This window comes from Bradyrhizobium sp. CCBAU 11357 (assembly GCF_028128865.1).
In the GTDB taxonomy this organism is placed as follows: domain Bacteria; phylum Pseudomonadota; class Alphaproteobacteria; order Rhizobiales; family Xanthobacteraceae; genus Bradyrhizobium.
In genome coordinates, this window is sequence record NZ_LBJW01000113.1 from 50,873 (window position 1) to 68,432 (window position 17,560).

Consider the following 17,560-nt stretch of genomic DNA (forward strand, 5'->3'; position numbering starts at 1 on the left):
CCGCTGCCGCCCTTTTCGTTGCGCCTCGGGTGAGCCCTTTCCCGCGCTTGCGAGAGACAAGGTCCGGTCTTCTTGCTAGGTTCCGCAGGATGAGCCTGTCCCTTCACCCCGACACCCGCCAAGCCGGGACACTGCCGAGCGCGGCCCGAGGCGAGGCCGGCTCCGGTGAGACGGCGGGCCGCGGAATCCGGACTCGGCTCTTTGCCAAATACGTCGCGCTGTTCGTGGCCGTCGTCGCCATCGCGCTGCTCGCCAATGGCTTGTTCGAGGTCTACTTCTATTATCGCGAGCACAAGGCCTCGCTGATCCGGGTCCAGCACGAGCAGGCCGAGGCGGCCGCGGCCAAGATCGGCCAGTTCGTCAAGGAGATCGAGAGTCAGCTCGGCTGGACCACGCAGCTGCCCTGGTCGGGCGGCTCGATCGAGCAGCGCCGGTTCGACGCGCTGCGCCTGTTGCGCCAGGTGCCTGCGATCACCGAGCTGGCCCAGGTGGATTCGACCGGCAAGGAGCGGCTGCGGGTCTCGCGGCTGGCGATGGACGCGCTCGACAGCGGGATCGACCTGTCGAGCGACCCGAAGTTCACCGAGGCGGTCGCGCGCAAGGTCTATTACGGACCTGTCTATTTCCGCCGGGAGTCCGAGCCTTACATGACGCTGGCGCTGGCGGGCGCGCGCAAGGACGCCGGCGTCAGCATCGCCGAGGTCAACCTCAAGCTGATCTGGGACGTCGTGTCCCAGATCAAGGTCGGAGAGCACGGCCATGCCTACGTGGTCGGCCCGGAGGGCCGCCTGATCGCGCATCCCGACATCAGTCTCGTGCTGCGCAACACCGACATGTCCGGCCTCGCCCAGGTGAGGGGTGCCCGAGCTGGTGGCGGCACCATGCCGGACTCGTTGCAAGAGGCGAACAACATCCAGGGACAGACGGTCCTGACAGCCTCAGCCCCGATCCCGCCGCTGGGCTGGACCATGTTCGTGGAGCTTCCGGTCGAGGAGGCCTATGCTTCGCTCTACGCCTCGTTGCAGCGGCTCGCCATCGTGCTGCTCGCGGCCTCGATTTTCGCGGTGCTCGCCGGGGTATTCCTGGCGCGCCGCATGGTCGGGCCGATCCAGGCGCTGCGCAGCGGCGCCGAGCGGATCGGCGGCGGCGACTTCTCCCAACGCATCTCGATCAAGTCCGGCGACGAGCTCGAAGGCCTCGCCGATCAGTTCAACGAGATGGGCGCGCGCCTGCAGGAATCCTATGCCGACTTGGAAAGGAAGGTCGAGCAGCGCACGGCGGAATTGAGCGAATCGCTGCAACAGCAGACCGCAACTTCCGAAGTGCTCCAGGTTATCTCCATTTCCCCCGGACAATTGGGGCCGGTATTTCGCATCATGTTGGAGAACGCCACTCGCATCTGCCAGGCTGAGTTCGGGTCTCTTTATCTGCGAGAGGGAGACACGTTCCGCGCCATCGCGATGCACGGTGTTCCGGCCGAGCTGAAAGACGAGATCTACCAGAAGCCGACACGGCCCGCTCCGAACACCGTCATCGGCCGCATCGTTCGGACCAGGGAAACCGTGCATGTTGTCGATACGAGGACGGAGCCGGACTTCTTCGAAACACCTCAAGGATATGACGGACCAATACTGGCGCTACGCGCCGGGGCGCGGACACTGGTTGGCGTTCCCATGCTCAAGGACGGCGACCTGATCGGCGCGCTTCTGATCTACCGTCAGCGGCCTCTTGCCTTCTCCAGCAAGCAAATCGAGTTGGTGACGAATTTTGCGGCGCAGGCTGTGATCGCGATGGAAAATGCGCGCCTGCTCAACGAACTGCGGGACCGCACGGATGAGCTGTCGCGCTCACTCGAGGACCTGCGCGCCGCTCAGGACCGCCTGATTCAGACGGAGAAGCTCGCCTCGCTCGGCCAGCTCACCGCCGGCATTGCCCACGAGATCAAGAACCCGCTCAATTTCGTCAATAATTTCTCCGCGGTCTCGACCGAGCTGATCGACGAACTCAACGAGACCCTGCAATCCGCCGCGCTCGACGGCAAGACGAAGCAGGAGGTTGACGAGCTGACCGGCATGCTCAGGGCCAATCTGGAGAAGGTGGTGCAGCACGGCAAGCGCGCCGATTCCATCGTCAGGAACATGCTGCTGCATTCGCGTCAGGGTTCCGGCGAACATCGCGCCGTCGACATCAATGCGGTGGTGGAGGAGAGTCTCAATCTCGCCTATCACGGCGCGCGCGCCGAAAGGCCTGCCTTCAACGTTACCCTCCAGCGCGATTTCGACCCGGCTGCCGGCATGATCGACATCTATCCGCAGGAGATCACGCGCGTCTTGCTCAACCTGATCTCGAACGGCTTCTATGCCGCGAACAAGCGCAAGGAGAGCGACGGCGAGGCGTTCGAGCCCACCTTGCGCGCGGCAACGAAGAATCTCGGCGACAGGGTCGAGATCCGGATCCGCGACAACGGCTCGGGGATTCCGCCTGAGGTGAAGGAGAAGATGTTCAATCCTTTCTTCACCACCAAGCCGGCCGGCGAAGGCACGGGCCTAGGCCTTTCAATGAGCCACGACATCGTGGTGAAACAACACGGCGGCACGATCGACGTGAACACCACACAAGGTGTATTCACCGAATTCATCATCACGCTGCCGCGGACGATGGCAGCGGCCGACACTTCCGGAGGAAAGTCTTGAACGTTTACATCCTGGTCGTCGATGACGAGCCCGACGTCGAGGCCTTGTTTCGGCAGCAGTTCCGGCGCGACCTGCGCGCCGGCCGCTTCCAGATGGAGTTTGCGCTCTCGGCCCCCGAGGCGCTCGAGCGCGCTGCCGAAGTTCGTGATCCCTCGCTGATCCTGATCCTGTCCGACATCAACATGCCCGGCATGAGCGGGCTCGACATGCTGCCGAAAGTGCGTGCCGCGCATCCGGACGTTCCCGTCATCATGATCACGGCCTATGGCGATGCCGAGACGCGCCGCAAGGCGATCGAACGGGGCGCCGTCGGGCTCCTCACCAAGCCGATCGACTTTGCGCTGCTGCGCCAGGAGATCGATACGAGGCTCGAGCAAGCCGCATGACTGCGACCATCCTCTTCGTCGACGACGAGCCGGACCTCGAGGCGTTGATCCTGCAGAAATTCCGCAGGCAGATCCGCGATGGGCAGCTCGCGCTCATCTTCGCGCGCGACGGCCTGGAGGCGCTGGAATCGCTGGAGCAGAATCCGCATGTCGACATGGTGGTCTCCGACATCAACATGCCGCGGATGGACGGTCTGTCGCTGCTGGCAAAGCTCCAGGAGGCCGAGGAGAAGAAGTCGACCATCATCGTCTCGGCCTACGGCGACATGAGCAACATCCGCACCGCCATGAACCGCGGTGCGTTCGACTTCCTGACCAAGCCGATCGACTTCGCCGACCTCGAAGCTACGATCGAGAAGACCATCCGCCATGTGGAGATGCTGCGCGAGGTGCGGCGGCGCCAGATGGAAGCCGAGCGCGCCCATGCCTCGCTGTCGCGCTTCTTCTCGCCGGAGATCGCAAGGCGGCTGGCCGGCGACGTCGATGGCGACGACATGGAGGTGCAGTGGCGCGATGTCGCCACCCTCTTCACCGATATCACCGGCTTCACCTCGCTGGTCGAGACCGCCCCTCCGCAGACGCTGGGCGAGCTCCTCAACGAATATGTCGGCGGCATGACCGAGATCGTGTTTGCCCATGAGGGGACGGTCGCCAAGATCATCGGCGATGCGATCCAGGTGCTGTTCAACGCCCCCGGCGACCAGCCGGACTATGCAACGCGTGCGGTCGCCTGTGCCCATGCCCTCGACGCCTGGGCAGAGGACTTCTCGGCGAGCTGGAAGGCAAGAGGTGTGAATTTCGGAGCCACCCGCATCGGTGCCCATGCCGGCCCGGCGCTGGTCGGCAATTTCGGCGGCAACCGCTTCTTCGATTACACGGCCTATGGCGACACCGTCAATACGGCGGCCCGGCTGGAGACAGCGAACAAGCATCTGGGAACGCGCATTTGCGTCAGTGCCAGCGTGGCAAAGGGGGCCGAAAATTTTCGTGGCCGTCCCGTGGGCGACCTGATGCTGCGCGGACGCAGCGAGCCGCTGCGCGCCTTCGAACCGCTGCTGCAGGCCAAATTCGAAGCGCCGGCGACGGCGCAATATGCCGAAGCCTTTGCCAAGATGGAAGCCGGCGATGCCGCCGCCATGCCGGCCTTTGCCGCGCTGGTCGGCATGCACGCCGACGATCCCTTGGCCGGGTTTCACCTCAAGCGCCTGCTCAACGGCGCCAAGGGCACCCGCATGCAACTGGAATAGGAGTCCGTCATGACGCGCGAATTCTCGGCCGGCAACTACCGTTTCATTCCATCCGTATTCCAATATTCCGCAGGTGCCGCCGCGGATGCGGGCTACGAGATCGAGCGGGTCCGGTTCGACCGCCTGGTGCCGCTCGCGGAAGGATTTGCGCAGGCCGCAAAATTCATTCAGGAGGCGGGGCGTCCGCTGACGGCTTTCTGTGCCTGCGAGCTGCGCTCGCCGGCGGCCTTCAGCGAGGAAGGTTTTCGCGCGTTCAACCTGCACTATGTGAAGACGCTGTCCGAATGGGGCATCTTCGACGGCACCACCAATCCGGTGGCGCGCAGCAATGTCTGTCCGGAGATCGATCCGCCGTCCGAGCCGTCGTTCTATGCGTTTTCCTTCACGCGTCCGACGCGGACAGATTTGCCGAGCTTCGTCATCGCCGGCGGCGCCGAGGCGCGCGAGGGCGGCGGCACCTATGTCGAGCGCACGGTGCGCTACCGCGACCTCAGCCCGGAGGGGCTGCGCGAGAAGGTGCGCTTCACCACCACATCGCAGATGGAAAACCGGATGGCGGCCTTCGGCTTCGGCTGGAAGGATACGACCGGCGTGCAGGCCTATTCGGTGCACGACTTTCACCACGCGCTGGTGGACGAGCTGGTCCGCCGCGGCGCGCTCCGCTCCGGACTGACCTGGCATTTCGCCCGTCCGCCGGTGGTCGATCTGGAATTCGAGATGGATTGCCGCCGCGTGCTGCGGGAGGTGGTGATCTGAGGTCCTCATCCTGAGGAGCGCCGTGAGGCGCGTCTCGAAGGACGGCCGCGGGTTGCAGCGGGGCCTTCATGGTTCGAGATGCGTGTAATAACGTGCTCGTCACCATGAGGATTAATCAGACTAGCGCTGCCTTGGGTCCAGCGCGTCGCGCAGGCCGTCGCCGAGCAGGTTCAGTGACAGCACGACGAGGAAGATCGCAAGACCCGGCCAGATTGCCATCCAGGGCGCCTGGGTCAGAAAGCGCTGCGCGGCGTTGAGCATGCTGCCCCAGGACGGCGCCGGCGGCTGCTGGCCAAGACCGAGGAAGGAGAGGGCGGCCTCGGCGATGATGGCCGCTGCGATCGAGAGCGTTGCCTGCACCAGCAGCGCCGGCAGGATGTTCGGCAGGATGTGCGAGAACGCGATCCGCCACGGCGGATTGCCGAGCGCGCGCGCGGCCTCGACATAGTCTTCGGCCTTGACGACGAGCACCTGGCCGCGGGTCAGGCGGATGAAGATTGGCGTCGCCGAGATGCCGATCGCGATCATGGCGTTGCCGAGGCTCGGGCCGAGGAACGCGGCGAGCGCAATCGCCAGGATCAGGAACGGGCAGGCCAGCATCGCATCGGTGATGCGGCTGATCAACGCGTCGGTGAAGCCGCCGCGATAGCCGGCGAGCAGGCCGAGCGGCACGCCGATGCCGAGCGCGATCGCGACCGAGATCAGACCCGCGAGCAGGGAGGCGCGCGCGCCGTAGACGACGCGGCTCAGGATGTCGCGGCCGAGCTCGTCGGTGCCGAACCAGTGGGCTGCTGTGGGCGGCTTGCGCACCAGGCTCCAGCTCGTCGCGAGGGGGTCGTAGGGCACGACGATGGGCGCAAGGACTGCAAGCGCGATGAACATCGTGATCACGACAAGCCCGAACACGGCGGCCTTGCGTTTGAACAGCCGCCGTCGCGCACGGCGCGCCGGGCTGTCGAGCTCATAGGCCTGCGAGGTGGAGGGGGCGGCGGGCAGCGCGGCGTCGGTCATGGCGCTAGCCTCGCAGCCGCGGATTGACGAGGATATAGGCGACGTCGGCCACGAGGTTCAGCGTGATGTAGACCGTTGCCGTCACCAGCACCACGCCCTGCACGACCGCGTAGTCGCGATTGAATACGGCGTCGACGATCAGCTTGCCGAAGCCGGGAATGGAGAAGATCTGCTCGGTCAGCACGGCGCCCGAAAGGAGCGTGCCGAGCTCGAGCGCGCCGAGCGTGATGACGGGCGTCAGCGCATTGCGCATGGCGTGCTTGAGGATGACGGAGCGCTCGGAGAGGCCCTTGGCGCGCGCGGTGCGGACATAGTCGCTTTCCAGTACCTGGAGCATCGCGCTGCGCGTATGCCGCATCAGGATCGCGGAGATCGCGTTGCCGAGCACGAAGGCCGGCATGATGGTGGCGGCGAGACTCGCGCGCCAGTTTTCGGTGAGCGGCACGTAGCCGGAGGCCGGCAGCCAGCCGAGCTCGATCGAGAACAGGAAGATCAGCAAAATTCCGAGCCAGAAATTCGGCGTCGAGATGCCCCACAGCGCGAACAGATTGGCGCCATAGTCCCAGGCCGTGCCCTTCTTCACCGCGGAGACGATGCCGGCGGGAATGCCGATGCAGAACGCGATCAGGATCGCCATCGAGCCGAGCTGGAGCGTGACCGGCAGCTTCTGCGCGATCAGCTCGCGTACCGGCATCTTGTTACGCAGGGATTCGCCGAAGTTGCCCGACAGAACGCCCTTGAGCCAATAGACGTATTGCACGGGGATCGGCTGATCGAGCTTGTATTGCTGGCGGATCTGCTCGATCACGGCGGGATCGCGCTCCTCGCCGGCCATCACCAGCGCCGGGTCGCCCGGCAACAATTGCTGCAGCGAGAAGATCAGCACCGACACGAAGAACAGTGTCGGCACGATCTGCGCGATGCGGCGGGCGAGGAAGTTCAGCATGAGGCCACACGTGTCCCGGGCGCTGCGCAACATGCAATGTTGCGCTGCTGAACCGGGACCCAGCAGCCGCAGTTCGCTGTTGCTGCCGTGGGTCCCGGCTCAGCGGTGCAGCGCTTGCGCGCTGCGCCGCTTCCGGGACACGAGCACATCGTCAGCTTCCTCACTTGAACTTCAGCCCGACCACGCGCACGAGGCCATCGGGCATCTGCCGGTAGCCATCGAGCTTCTTGGTGTGCGCGATCAGGAGCTTGCGGTGATAGATGTAGATGATCGGCAAGTCGTCGAGCAGGATCTTCGTCAGCTTCGCGTAGATCGCCTTGCGCTCCTCGACATTGGACGTCATGCGTCCGTCTTCCAAGAGCTTGTCGGCGTCCTGGTTCGAATACCCGCCGTCGTTCTGCGGTGCCTTGCTGCGCGTGAAAATGTAGGAATTGCCGTCAGGGTCGATGCGGCCGCTCCAGTTGATCTGGAATATCTGGAACTCGCCCGCCTGCGCCTGCTTGAACGTGGTCGCGAACTCGACGGCGCGAATCTTGATCTCGAAGCCGGCTTCCGCGGCCATCGACTGGATGACCTGGGCGACGGCCTCGTTTTCCGCGCCCTTGGGGATCATGTAGTCCACGGTCACCGGCGTCGTGACGCCAGCTTCCTTCAACAGGGCCTTCGCCTTCGCGACGTCGCGGCCGTGGACCGGAAATGCCTTCTGGTAAAACGGATGAGCCGGGCTGACCCATTGATTGCCGGGCGTGAACTCGCCGTTGAAGACCACCTGGTTGACGGCTTCGCGGTCGATCGACAGGTCGAGCGCCTGGCGGACCTTGGCCGACTGGCTCAACGGCCCCTTGTTCTTGTCGTTGCCGATGTTGACGGTGAGGCCGTAATAACCGAGCTCGGGTGCGGTCGACAGCACGAGTCGGGAATCGGCGCGCACGTCCTTGATGTCGGTGGCGAGCACGCGTTCGATCAGGTCGAGCGCGCCGGACTTCAGATTGGCGAGGCGCACGGTGGCGTCGACGATCGGCTGGAACACGACGCGGTCGATGTGGATATTGTCCTTGTTCCAGTAATCGGCGAATTTCTCGAACACCATGCGATCCTGCTGGACGCGCTCGACGAATTTGTACGGGCCGGCGCAGACCGGATGCAGGCCGAACTTGTCGCCGGCTTCCTTAGCCGCCTTCGGCGACAGCATCATGCCGGAACGATCAGTGAGCTGGGCGATCAGGGGCGAGTAGGGAGTCTTCAGCACCAGCTTGATGGTGAGGGGATCGACCACCTCGACGTGGTCGACGCTGGCAAGCTCGGATTTGCGGAACGAGGTCGGCAGAGTCATGTGACGCTCGAGCGAGAACTTTGCGGCTTCCGCATCGAGCGGTTCGCCGTCATGGAATTTGACGCCCGGGCGGAGCTTGATCGTCATCTCCTTGCCGTCGGCCGAGGTCTCATGGGACAGGGCCAGCTGCGGCACGATGTTGAGCTTCTCGTCGATGTCGAACAGCTTGTCGCAGAAGGCGGAGAAAACGATGCGGCCGACATAGGTTCGGCCGACACTGGGATCGAGAATGTCGGGGTCTTCGGCGATGCCGATGCGAAGGGTGCTCTGGGCTTGGGCGGTGCCTACGAGTGACGTCAGCAAGGCCGACGCCAGGATTGTCAAACGCATGAAGCTCATCGCTCTCAACCTCTGTTTCACGGCTATGCGGGGCCCGCCCCCAATGAACTAACCCCGCGGCCGCGTGCTGCTTCCGGCCCGCCGCTGAAGGCTGCGACCAATTTTTCCAGGACCGGCGAGAAGCCGCCGTCCATGGGAACGATCGCCGCCGAGGACGGCAGTTCCGACGTTCGGTGGCAGGCCGTTGCATGTCCGATGCCATCCGCAACGAGCTGAGGCATTTCGCTTCGGCAGCGGTCGATCACATAGGGGCAGCGGGTGTGGAAGCGGCATCCCGGCGGCGGATTGAGCGCGCTAGGGATCTCCCCCTGCAGCACAATCCGGCTGCGCTTTGCCCGCGGTTTAGGCACGGGGATCGCGGACAGCAGCGCGCGGCTGTAGGGATGGCGCGGAGCGGCGAACAGCGCGTCGGCTTCTGCGGTCTCGACGATCTGGCCGAGATTCATCACTGCGACGTGGTCGGCGATGTGCTTGACGACGGCGAGGTCGTGCGAAACGAAGATGTAGGCGAGGCCGAGCCGGTCCTGCAGCTCGCGCAGCAGATTGAGGATCTGCGAGCGGATCGAGACGTCGAGCGCCGAGACCGGCTCGTCGCAGATGATGAGCTTCGGCTCGACCGCGAGCGCGCGGGCGATGGCGATGCGCTGGCGCTGACCGCCGGAGAATTCGTGCGGATAGCGCCGGGCGAGGCGCGGCTCCAGCCCGACCAGCCGCAGCAGCTCGGCGACGCGCTCTGCCCGCCGGGCCGGCGGCACCAGATCGTGCAGGGCCAGCGGCTCGGTCAGGATCTGGCCGACTGTCATGCGCGGATTGAGCGAGGCGTAGGGATCCTGGAAAATGATCTGCGCCTCGCGGCGGAAGGCGCGCAAGCCGCGGGCATCGAGCGCGAGCAGGTCGCGGCCGTCGAAGCGGACCGTGCCCGCATCCGGCTCGATCAGCCGCAGCACCAGGCGGCTGACGGTGGATTTACCGCACCCGGATTCGCCGACCAGGGCCAGCGTCTTGCCGGCCTCCAGCGAGAAGGACACGCCATCGACCGCCTTGACGTGCGCCAGCGCGCGGCCGAGCAGCGAGCGCTGGGCGACGAAATGCTTGACCAGGCCTTCGACCTCGAGGAGAGCGGTCATCGCCTTTGCTCCTCGCAAACAGCGATCCCGTGTCCCGGGCGCGGCGCAGCACGAAGTGATGCGACGCTGAACCGGGACCCGCACCACGGCGCTTCGCTTGTGCTGCGCTGCGCCCGGGGCACGAGAGGAGAGAGCAGCGCCATCACGACACCAGCAATTCGAGCGGCGCGCGGATGCAGCGCGAGACATGGCCTACCCTGACTTCTACCAGCGGCGGCGGCACCTTGGTGCAGGCGTCGAGCACGAAGGGACAACGCGCGGCGAAGCGGCAACCGGCGGGCGGCTGCGCCATGTTCGGCACCATGCCTTCGATCGTCGCGAGCTGCTCGGCGCGGTGGTCGAGCCGCGGGATCGAGCCGAGCAGGCCGACCGTGTAGGGATGCTGTGGCGCCGAGAACAATTCATCCACCGGCGCGCGCTCGACGATCTCGCCGGCATACATCACCGCGACCTCGTCGCAGACCTCGGCGACGACGCCGAGATCGTGGGTGATCAGGATGATCGCGGCGCCGCTCGCGGCCTTCAGCTCGCGCATCAGCTCCAGGATCTGGGCCTGCAGGGTGACGTCGAGTGCGGTGGTCGGCTCGTCCGCGATCAGCAGGCGCGGGTCGCAGGCGAGTGCCATCGCGATCATGACGCGCTGGCGCATGCCGCCGGAGAGCTTGTGCGGGTAGTCGTCGATGCGCCGCTCGGGCGAGGGGATATGGACGCGGCGCAACAGCTCGATCGCGCGCTCGCGCGCGCTCTTCCGCGAGCCGCCCCGGTGACGCAGGATCGTCTCGATGATTTGGTCGCCGATCGTAAAGCTCGGATTGAGCGAGGTCATCGGTTCCTGGAAGATCATCGCCAGCCGGTTGCCGCGCAGATCGCGCAACGTCTGGTCCGGCGTCGTCAGCAGGTCGAAACCGTCGAAGCGGATCGCGCCGGATATTTCCGTGCTCTGCTTCGGCAGCAGGCCCATGATCGCCAGCGACGTCACGCTCTTGCCGCAGCCGGATTCGCCGACGAGACCGAGCGTGGCGCCATTGGCGACGCTGAGATCGACGCTGTCGACGGCGTGGGTGATGCGGCCGTCGTCGCCATGAAAGCGGATACGCAGGTCCTTGATCTCGATGAGGGGACTGGTGCTCATGATCGTCTCGCGCGCGCCGCAGCGATGCTGGCATCGATGACGCTGCGATCGGTGTTGCCGGCCGGGTTCTGCCGCGTCGGCATGGACGGCCGGAAGTGGACCCACAGCTCGTGGCTGACGCGCTCGAGGCGTTCGAGCTCTCCGAGCGGATCGGGATGATCGTCGGCGCGAATGTCGAGGGCCGGCCATTCCTCTTCGCCGTGGATCACGAGCGCCGCCGACTGCTTGCCGCGCTTGTCGCCGCCGGCGGCTTCGCCGGCGCGCATCGCCGCGAGCAGGCGGCGCGGGAACGGCAGGCTGTCGCTCGCGATGTAGGTCTTGGCGGTCTCGTCGAGCACGTCGGCCCCGGTGAGCATGTTTCCGGCGATCGAGAAACCGCTGCCCGCGACGTGGCCGCACCAATCTATGCAGTCGCGCCCAGTATGCGCGGCGTTTGCGCCGCTGGCATCCATGATGTGGATCTGGCGGCTCTCGCTTCCGTCGTCGGTCGCCAGCAGCGCGGCGAGCACGTCGTGCGCGTTGAGGCCCTCGCGCAACAGCTTGACGCCGTCGATGCCGTAATAGGGATTGACGAAGGCCTGCGTTGCGATCGCGCCGAGGCCGGCGGCGATGTAGGGCACGCGCGCGCCGACGGCGAAGAAGCGGGTTGCAACCGCGATGCCGAACTGGCCGGTGGCAGGATCGCGCGCGATGATCGACCAGGTCATGTGCTGCCTTCAGCGCCCCGCCGCGTAGCCCTGCATGCCGCGCGGATTGGCGGCGGCGCGGCGGCGGCGACCGACGCGTGAGGCCGCGGTGAGGCGGCCTTCCGACCAGTCGGGACCGACCTCGACGATATGCCCGCGCTCGCGCAGGTTCTCGATCGTCGCCTTCGGCACGCGGTTCTCGACCACGAGCACGCCGGGACGCGCGGTGCGCGGCCAGAACGAGATCGGGAAATGCTCCGAATGCCAGGCCGGCGCGTCGATCGCCTCCTGGAGATTGAGGTTGCAATGGACGTGACGCAGGAAGAATTGCGTGATCCACTGGTCCTGCTGGTCGCCGCCGGGCGAGCCCCAGGCGAGATACGGCTCGCCATCGCGCAGCGCCATGCTCGGAGACAGCGTCGTGCGCGGCCGCTTGCCCGGCGCGAGCGAGCCCGGTTGGTTCTCCTCCAAATCGAACATTTGTGCGCGGCTGCCAAGGCAGAAGCCCAGCTCAGGAATGACAGGCGAAGATTGCAGCCACCCCCCTGAAGGCGTCGAGGACACCATGTTGCCAGCCTTGTCGATGATGTCGAAATGCACGGTGTCGCCGCGCACCTCGCCAAAGCGCCCGACGGTTGGTTCACCGGCGCCGAGTGCGCCGACGGCCTCGCGCTGTCCCTCGGCGCGGCGCAGCTTGACCACGCCGCCGAAGCCCTCGACCGCGCCGGGCCGGAGATCGAGCGAAGCCTTATCGGTGACCAGCTTGCGGCGCTCGTCGTTGTAGGCATCCGACAGCAGCGTCGCGATCGGGATCTCGCTGAATTTGGGATCGCCGTAGAATTTTTCACGGTCGGCAAAGGCGAGCTTGGCGCATTCGATCTGGAGATGGATGAACTCCGGACCGGTCGGGTCGAGGCCGTCGAGCGCAAAGCCCTTCAGCAGCGCGAGCTGCTGCAGCGTCACCGGACCCTGGCTCCAGACGCCGGCCTTGCAGACGGTGTAGCGGCCGTAGTCGTAGGTGAGTGGCGCCTCGACCGTCGGCTGCCAGCGCGCCATGTCGTCGGCGGAGAGCACGCCGCGATGCGGCGAGCCGCTGACGTCCATCACCTCCTGGGTCCGGCAGAACTTGTCGATGGCTTCCGCGACGAAACCTTGGGACCAGGCTTTGCGAGCGCGCTCGATTTCGGCGTCGCGGCCTCCGCCGCCGCTCTCGGCCTCACTTAGGATCCGGGCGTAGGTCGCAGCCAGTGTCTTGTTGGTGAACAGCGTGCCCGGCTTCGGCACTTCGCCGTTCGGCAGGTAGACGGCGGCCGAGGTTGGCCAGTGCTTGCGGAACAATTGCTCGACGGTCTGGATCGTGGCGCAGGCGCGCTCGACCAGCGGATAACCGTCGCGGGCATAGGAGATCGCGGGCTCCAGCACGTCGCGCACGCGCATCGTGCCGTAGTCGCGCAGCAGCATCATCCAGGATTCGAAGGTACCGGGAACGCAGGCGGCAAGCAGGCCCGTGCCCGGCACCATGTCGAGGCCTTCGTTTCTGTAATGCGCGATTGTGGCGCGCGCCGGCGCCGGGCCCTGGCCGCAGATCACCTCGGTGCGGGCGCGCTTGACGTCATGGACGATGATGGGCACGTCGCCGCCGGGACCGTTCAGATGCGGCTCGACCACCTGGAGCGTGAAGGCAGTGGCGACGCCGGCATCGAAGGCATTGCCGCCCTTTTCCAGGATGGCCATGCCCACGGCCGTCGCGATCCAGTGCGTCGAGGCGACGACCCCGAACGTGCCCTCGATCTCGGGCCTCGTCGTGAACGGATCGGGATTGATATTGCTGCCCATGGGACCTCACCACCTCATTTCCGGCGCGCGCAATTGATCACAGGGCCACGCCGCCGCCAAATGCGCAGGCTGCATGGCACGCGCGCGTCACGCCGGGACCGGCGCGGTGTTGACGGCGTGGCAGGCGACGCCGTCGATCAGCTCCGGCGTCTCCTTGCGGCAGAGATCGAACGCCAGCGGGCAGCGCGGATTGAAGGCGCAACCGGGCGGCGGATTGATCGGGTTCGGGATCTCGCCCTTGACCGGAATGCGCTGGCGGCCGCTCATGGCGAGATCAGGCACGGCGCCCAGCAGCATCTTGGTGTAGGGCATGCGCGGATTGGCGAACAGCTCGCGTCCCTCCGCGATCTCGACGATGCGGCCGAGATACATCACGCCGACGCGGCTCGCCATGTGGCGCACCACGGCGAGGTTGTGGCTGATGAACATGTAGGTCAGGCCGAACTTGTCCTGGAGGTCGCGCATCAGATTCAGGATCTGCGCCTGCACGGAGACGTCGAGCGCCGAGGTCGGCTCGTCGCAGACGATGAATTCCGCGTCGGAGGCGAGCGCCCGCGCGATCGCGATGCGCTGGCGCTGGCCGCCGGAGAATTCGTGCGGGTATTTCAACCGGTCGTCCGGATGCAGGCCGACGAGGCTGAGCAGCTCGCCGACGCGGGCCTGGATGTCGCGCTCGCCCTGGATCAGGTCGAAGGCGCGGATCGGCTCGGAGATGATGGCATCGACCCGGAAGCGCGGATTTAGGCTCGCATAGGGGTCCTGGAAGATCATCTGGATCCGGCGGCGCAGCTTTCGCCGCGCAGGCGCCTGCCGCGGGTCGGTCATGGAGACGCCGTCGATCAGCACGTCGCCGGAGCTCGGCGGCAGCAGGCCGACGACCATGCGGGCCACCGTGGTCTTGCCGGATCCGGACTCGCCGACGAGGGCAAACGTCTCGCCCTTCCTGATGTCGAAAGTGACGTGATCGACCGCCTTGAGATATTCGAGATGTCCGCCTTCGAGCACACGGTTGAGCCAGGGCTTCGAGACGTCGAAGACGCGGCGCAGGTTTGTGGCTTGGACGAAGGGAGCGCTCATGCCACGCTCTCCGCCGGCACGTCGTCATAGAGGTGGCAGGCGACGGATTGCGCGCCGCGCGGCAGCGGCTCCGGCCGGTCGACCCGGCAACGATCGAAGGCGAAGGCGCAGCGCGGATTGAAAGAGCAGCCGCGCGGGATCGCCGACAGGCGCGGCATCGAGCCCGGGATCTGCACCAGGCGCTTGTCCTCGCCGGCAAGCGTCGGGATCGCGCCCATCAGGCCCTTGGCGTAAGGGTGCAGCGGATTCTTCACGACGTCTTGCACCGGGCCGATCTCGGCGACACGGCCTGCATACATCACCGCCACGCGGTCCGACGTCTCCGCGATCACGCCCATGTCGTGGGTCACCAGCATCACCGCGGTGCCGTGGTCGCGGCCGAGGCGCTTGATCAGCGAGATGATCTGCGCCTGCACGGAGACGTCGAGCGCGGTGGTCGGCTCGTCCGCGATGATCAGCTCCGGCTCGGCGCAGATCGCGAGCGCAATCACGACGCGCTGGCGCATGCCGCCGGAAAACTCGTGGGGATAGCCGTCGATGCGCTTTTCCGGCGCGGGAATGCCGACTTCGGCGAGCAGATCGATGGCGCGGCGGCGGGCGGCCGACTCGGAAAGATTGAGGTGGGTCCGGATCGTCTCCACGATCTGGTCGCCGACCTTGTACAGCGGGTTCAGCGATGTCAGGGGATCCTGGAAGATCATCCCGATGCGCTTGCCGCGCACGCGGCGCATCTCCTCCGGCGGCAGATTGTCGATGCGCAGGCCCGCGAGACGAATCTCGCCGCCGGCGATGCGGCCGGGCGGATCGATCAGGCCGATCACCGCGAGCCCGGTGACGGACTTGCCGGCTCCGGACTCGCCGACGACCCCGAGCACCTCGCCCTTGGCGATGTCGAAGGAGACGCCGTCGATGGCGCACAGTGTGCCGCGGCGGGAGGCGAACTCCACGTGAAGATCGCGTACGGAAAGGACGGGTTCGGTCATGGACGAGGCGTATTCATCGAAGCTTCGGATTGAGCGCATCGCGCAGCCAGTCGCCGAGCAGATTGATCGACAGGATCAGCGCCGCGAGCGCGAGCCCCGGGAACGCGACGATCCACCATTCGCCGGCGAACAGATAATTGTTGCCGATACGGATCAGCGTGCCGAGCGAGGGCATGGTGTCGGGCAGGCCGACGCCGAGGAAGGACAGCGTCGCCTCGGTGATGATGGCGAGCGCGAGGTTGATGGTGGCGATGACCAGGATCGGGCCCATCGTGTTCGGCAGCACGTGCCGCAGCATGATCTTCGGGGCCGGCAGGCCGATCAGCTGCGCGGCGGCCACGTAGTCCTTGTTCTTCTCCACCATCACGGAGCTGCGCACGGTGCGGGCATAGCCCACCCAGAAGCTCAGGCCGATCGAGATCACCAGCACCGCCAGCATGCTGGTGGCGTCCAGCCGGTTGCCGAGGATCGACTTCGCGATGCCGTTGACCAGGAGCGCGATCAGGATGGCAGGGAAGGTGAGCTGCACGTCGGCGATCCGCATGATGACGCCGTCGACTGCGCCGCCGAAATAGCCGGCGATCAGGCCGAGTGCGATGCCGAGCGCGCCGGCGAAGATCACGCCGGCGACGCCCACGGCGAGCGAGATGCGCATGCCATAGAGAATGGCGGAGAACACGTCGCGGCCCTGCTCGTCGGTGCCGAGCAAAAACGGGCTCTGACCGTCCGCGGTCCACAGCGGTGAAATCCGCGAATTCATCAATTGCAATTGTGCCGGATCGAACGGGTTCTGCACCGCGAGCACGGATGCAAAGATCGCAAGCAGGAAGAACAGGACCGTGATGGCCGCGGCCACCATGGTGAGCTTGGAGCGGCGGAACGAATAGAACAGGTCGCTGTCGAGCGTGCGGCTGAACCAGCCATGCGCGGCCTGCACCGGCTGTGCGCTTTGCTTGTCGGAATTGGAGACGACTGCGTCGGACATGCAGGCTGCCTTATGCGGCGCGACCGACGGTCGAGCGCAGGCGCGGATCGACCACGGTGTAAAGAATGTCCACCACCAGGTTGATGGTGACGAAAATCAGTGAAACCATCAGCAGGTAGGCGGCCATGATCGGAATGTCGACGTTTTGCACGGCCTGGACGAACAGAAGCCCCATGCCGGGCCATTGGAACACGGTTTCGGTGATGATCGAAAATGCAATAACCGAGCCAAACTGAAGCCCGGCCACGGTGATCACGGGAATCAGCGTGTTCTTCAGCGCGTGGCCGAAATGGATGGCACGCGTGGTCAGCCCCCTCGCGCGGGCGAAGCGGATATAGTCGGTCCGCAACACTTCCAGCATCTCCGCGCGCACCAGCCGCATGATCAAGGTCATCTGGAACAGGCCGAGCGTGATCGAAGGCATGATCAGCGCCTTCAGTCCCGACACCGTGAACAGGCCCGTGGTCCACCAGCCGAGCTTGACCACCTCACCGCGGCCGAACGAGGGTAACCAGCCCAACGTCACCGCGAACAGATAGATCAGGAGAATGCCGATCAGGAAGGTCGGCAGCGAGATGCCGATCAGCGAGACCGCCTGGAATAATTTGGCCAGCACGGTATCGCGCTTGAGCGCCGAATAGACGCCCATCAGGATGCCGAAGACCATCGCAAACACGGTCGCACAGATCGCAAGTTCCAGCGTCGCGGGCATGCGCTCCATCAACAGGGCCGCGACCGGCTGGCGGAACTGGTAGGAGACGCCGAACTTGAACTGCGCCGCATCGGCGAAATAGCGCACGAACTGCACCGGCACGGGATCGTCGAGGCCGAGCGACTTGCGCACGATCGCGCGTTCGGCTGCCGAGGTGTCGATCGAGACGATCTGATTGACGGGGTCGCCGGCGAAACGGAACATCGAGAACGCGATGATGCCGACGGCGAACATGACGCCGATGGCCTGAACCGCGCGGCGAAGCGTGAAAGCGAGCATGCCTTCCACTTTCCTTGGGTGAGCGTACGGCC

Annotated in this window: 15 protein-coding genes; 4 read left to right on the forward strand and 11 right to left on the reverse strand. The window is 65.7% G+C overall.

The features are described 5' to 3' along the window. The first annotated feature begins 89 nt into the window (after positions 1–89). The 4 genes from XI05_RS36160 to cnbZ are packed head-to-tail and all read left to right on the forward strand — an operon-like array spanning position 90 to position 5,082. Positions 90–2,693 carry an ATP-binding protein gene (locus tag XI05_RS36160; protein WP_271510644.1) on the forward strand — a complete coding sequence of 868 codons (2,604 nt, stop codon included), beginning with the start codon at positions 90–92 and terminating at the stop codon, positions 2,691–2,693. Next, positions 2,690–3,079: a response regulator gene (locus XI05_RS36165; RefSeq protein WP_025034870.1), complete on the forward strand. Its 390-nt coding sequence runs from the start codon at positions 2,690–2,692 to the stop codon at positions 3,077–3,079. The genes XI05_RS36160 and XI05_RS36165 overlap by 4 nt, the downstream gene beginning before the upstream one ends. Beyond that, positions 3,076–4,326, forward strand: coding sequence for an adenylate/guanylate cyclase domain-containing protein (locus XI05_RS36170; protein ID WP_271510647.1), 1,251 nt, complete (start codon positions 3,076–3,078; stop codon positions 4,324–4,326). Before XI05_RS36165 ends, XI05_RS36170 begins: the two co-directional genes overlap by 4 nt. 9 nt (positions 4,327–4,335) lie before the next feature. Further along, positions 4,336–5,082 carry a 2-amino-5-chloromuconate deaminase CnbZ gene (cnbZ, locus tag XI05_RS36175; RefSeq protein WP_271510650.1) on the forward strand — a complete coding sequence of 249 codons (747 nt, stop codon included), beginning with the start codon at positions 4,336–4,338 and terminating at the stop codon, positions 5,080–5,082. A 120-nt stretch (positions 5,083–5,202) separates the two neighbouring features. On the opposite strand, the gene XI05_RS36180 is transcribed toward cnbZ, so the two are convergent. The 11 genes from XI05_RS36180 to XI05_RS36230 form a co-directional block, all read right to left on the reverse strand. Beyond that, a complete protein-coding gene (locus XI05_RS36180; protein ID WP_271510652.1) occupies positions 5,203–6,093 on the reverse strand; it encodes an ABC transporter permease in 891 nt (296 codons plus the stop codon). A 4-nt stretch (positions 6,094–6,097) separates the two neighbouring features. Next, a complete protein-coding gene (locus tag XI05_RS36185; RefSeq protein ID WP_271510655.1) occupies positions 6,098–7,039 on the reverse strand; it encodes an ABC transporter permease in 942 nt (313 codons plus the stop codon). 160 nt (positions 7,040–7,199) lie between these two features. After that, positions 7,200–8,711: an ABC transporter substrate-binding protein gene (locus XI05_RS36190; RefSeq protein ID WP_271510658.1), complete on the reverse strand. Its 1,512-nt coding sequence runs from the start codon at positions 8,709–8,711 to the stop codon at positions 7,200–7,202. 23 nt (positions 8,712–8,734) lie between these two features. Further along, positions 8,735–9,838 (reverse strand): ABC transporter ATP-binding protein, encoded by a 1,104-nt coding sequence (locus tag XI05_RS36195; RefSeq protein ID WP_271510660.1) that lies wholly within the window; start codon positions 9,836–9,838, stop codon positions 8,735–8,737. 142 nt (positions 9,839–9,980) lie between these two features. Then, positions 9,981–10,970, reverse strand: coding sequence for an ABC transporter ATP-binding protein (locus XI05_RS36200; RefSeq protein ID WP_271510663.1), 990 nt, complete (start codon positions 10,968–10,970; stop codon positions 9,981–9,983). After that, on the reverse strand, positions 10,967–11,677 hold the full coding sequence (locus tag XI05_RS36205) for a DUF1028 domain-containing protein (RefSeq protein ID WP_271510665.1): 711 nt from the start codon (positions 11,675–11,677) through the stop codon (positions 10,967–10,969). The genes XI05_RS36200 and XI05_RS36205 overlap by 4 nt, the downstream gene beginning before the upstream one ends. Before the next feature lie 9 nt (positions 11,678–11,686). Then, positions 11,687–13,492: a gamma-glutamyltransferase family protein gene (locus XI05_RS36210; protein WP_271510667.1), complete on the reverse strand. Its 1,806-nt coding sequence runs from the start codon at positions 13,490–13,492 to the stop codon at positions 11,687–11,689. Between the two features lie 87 nt (positions 13,493–13,579). Continuing rightward, a complete protein-coding gene (locus tag XI05_RS36215; protein ID WP_271510669.1) occupies positions 13,580–14,569 on the reverse strand; it encodes an ABC transporter ATP-binding protein in 990 nt (329 codons plus the stop codon). Then, positions 14,566–15,552: an ABC transporter ATP-binding protein gene (locus XI05_RS36220; RefSeq protein WP_271510671.1), complete on the reverse strand. Its 987-nt coding sequence runs from the start codon at positions 15,550–15,552 to the stop codon at positions 14,566–14,568. Before XI05_RS36220 ends, XI05_RS36215 begins: the two co-directional genes overlap by 4 nt. Before the next feature lie 13 nt (positions 15,553–15,565). Next, a complete protein-coding gene (locus XI05_RS36225; RefSeq protein WP_212254837.1) occupies positions 15,566–16,537 on the reverse strand; it encodes an ABC transporter permease in 972 nt (323 codons plus the stop codon). Between the two features lie 10 nt (positions 16,538–16,547). Further along, complete coding sequence (locus XI05_RS36230; RefSeq protein WP_271510672.1) at positions 16,548–17,528, reverse strand: ABC transporter permease; 981 nt, start codon at positions 17,526–17,528, stop codon at positions 16,548–16,550. Between the last annotated feature and the right edge of the window lie 32 nt (positions 17,529–17,560).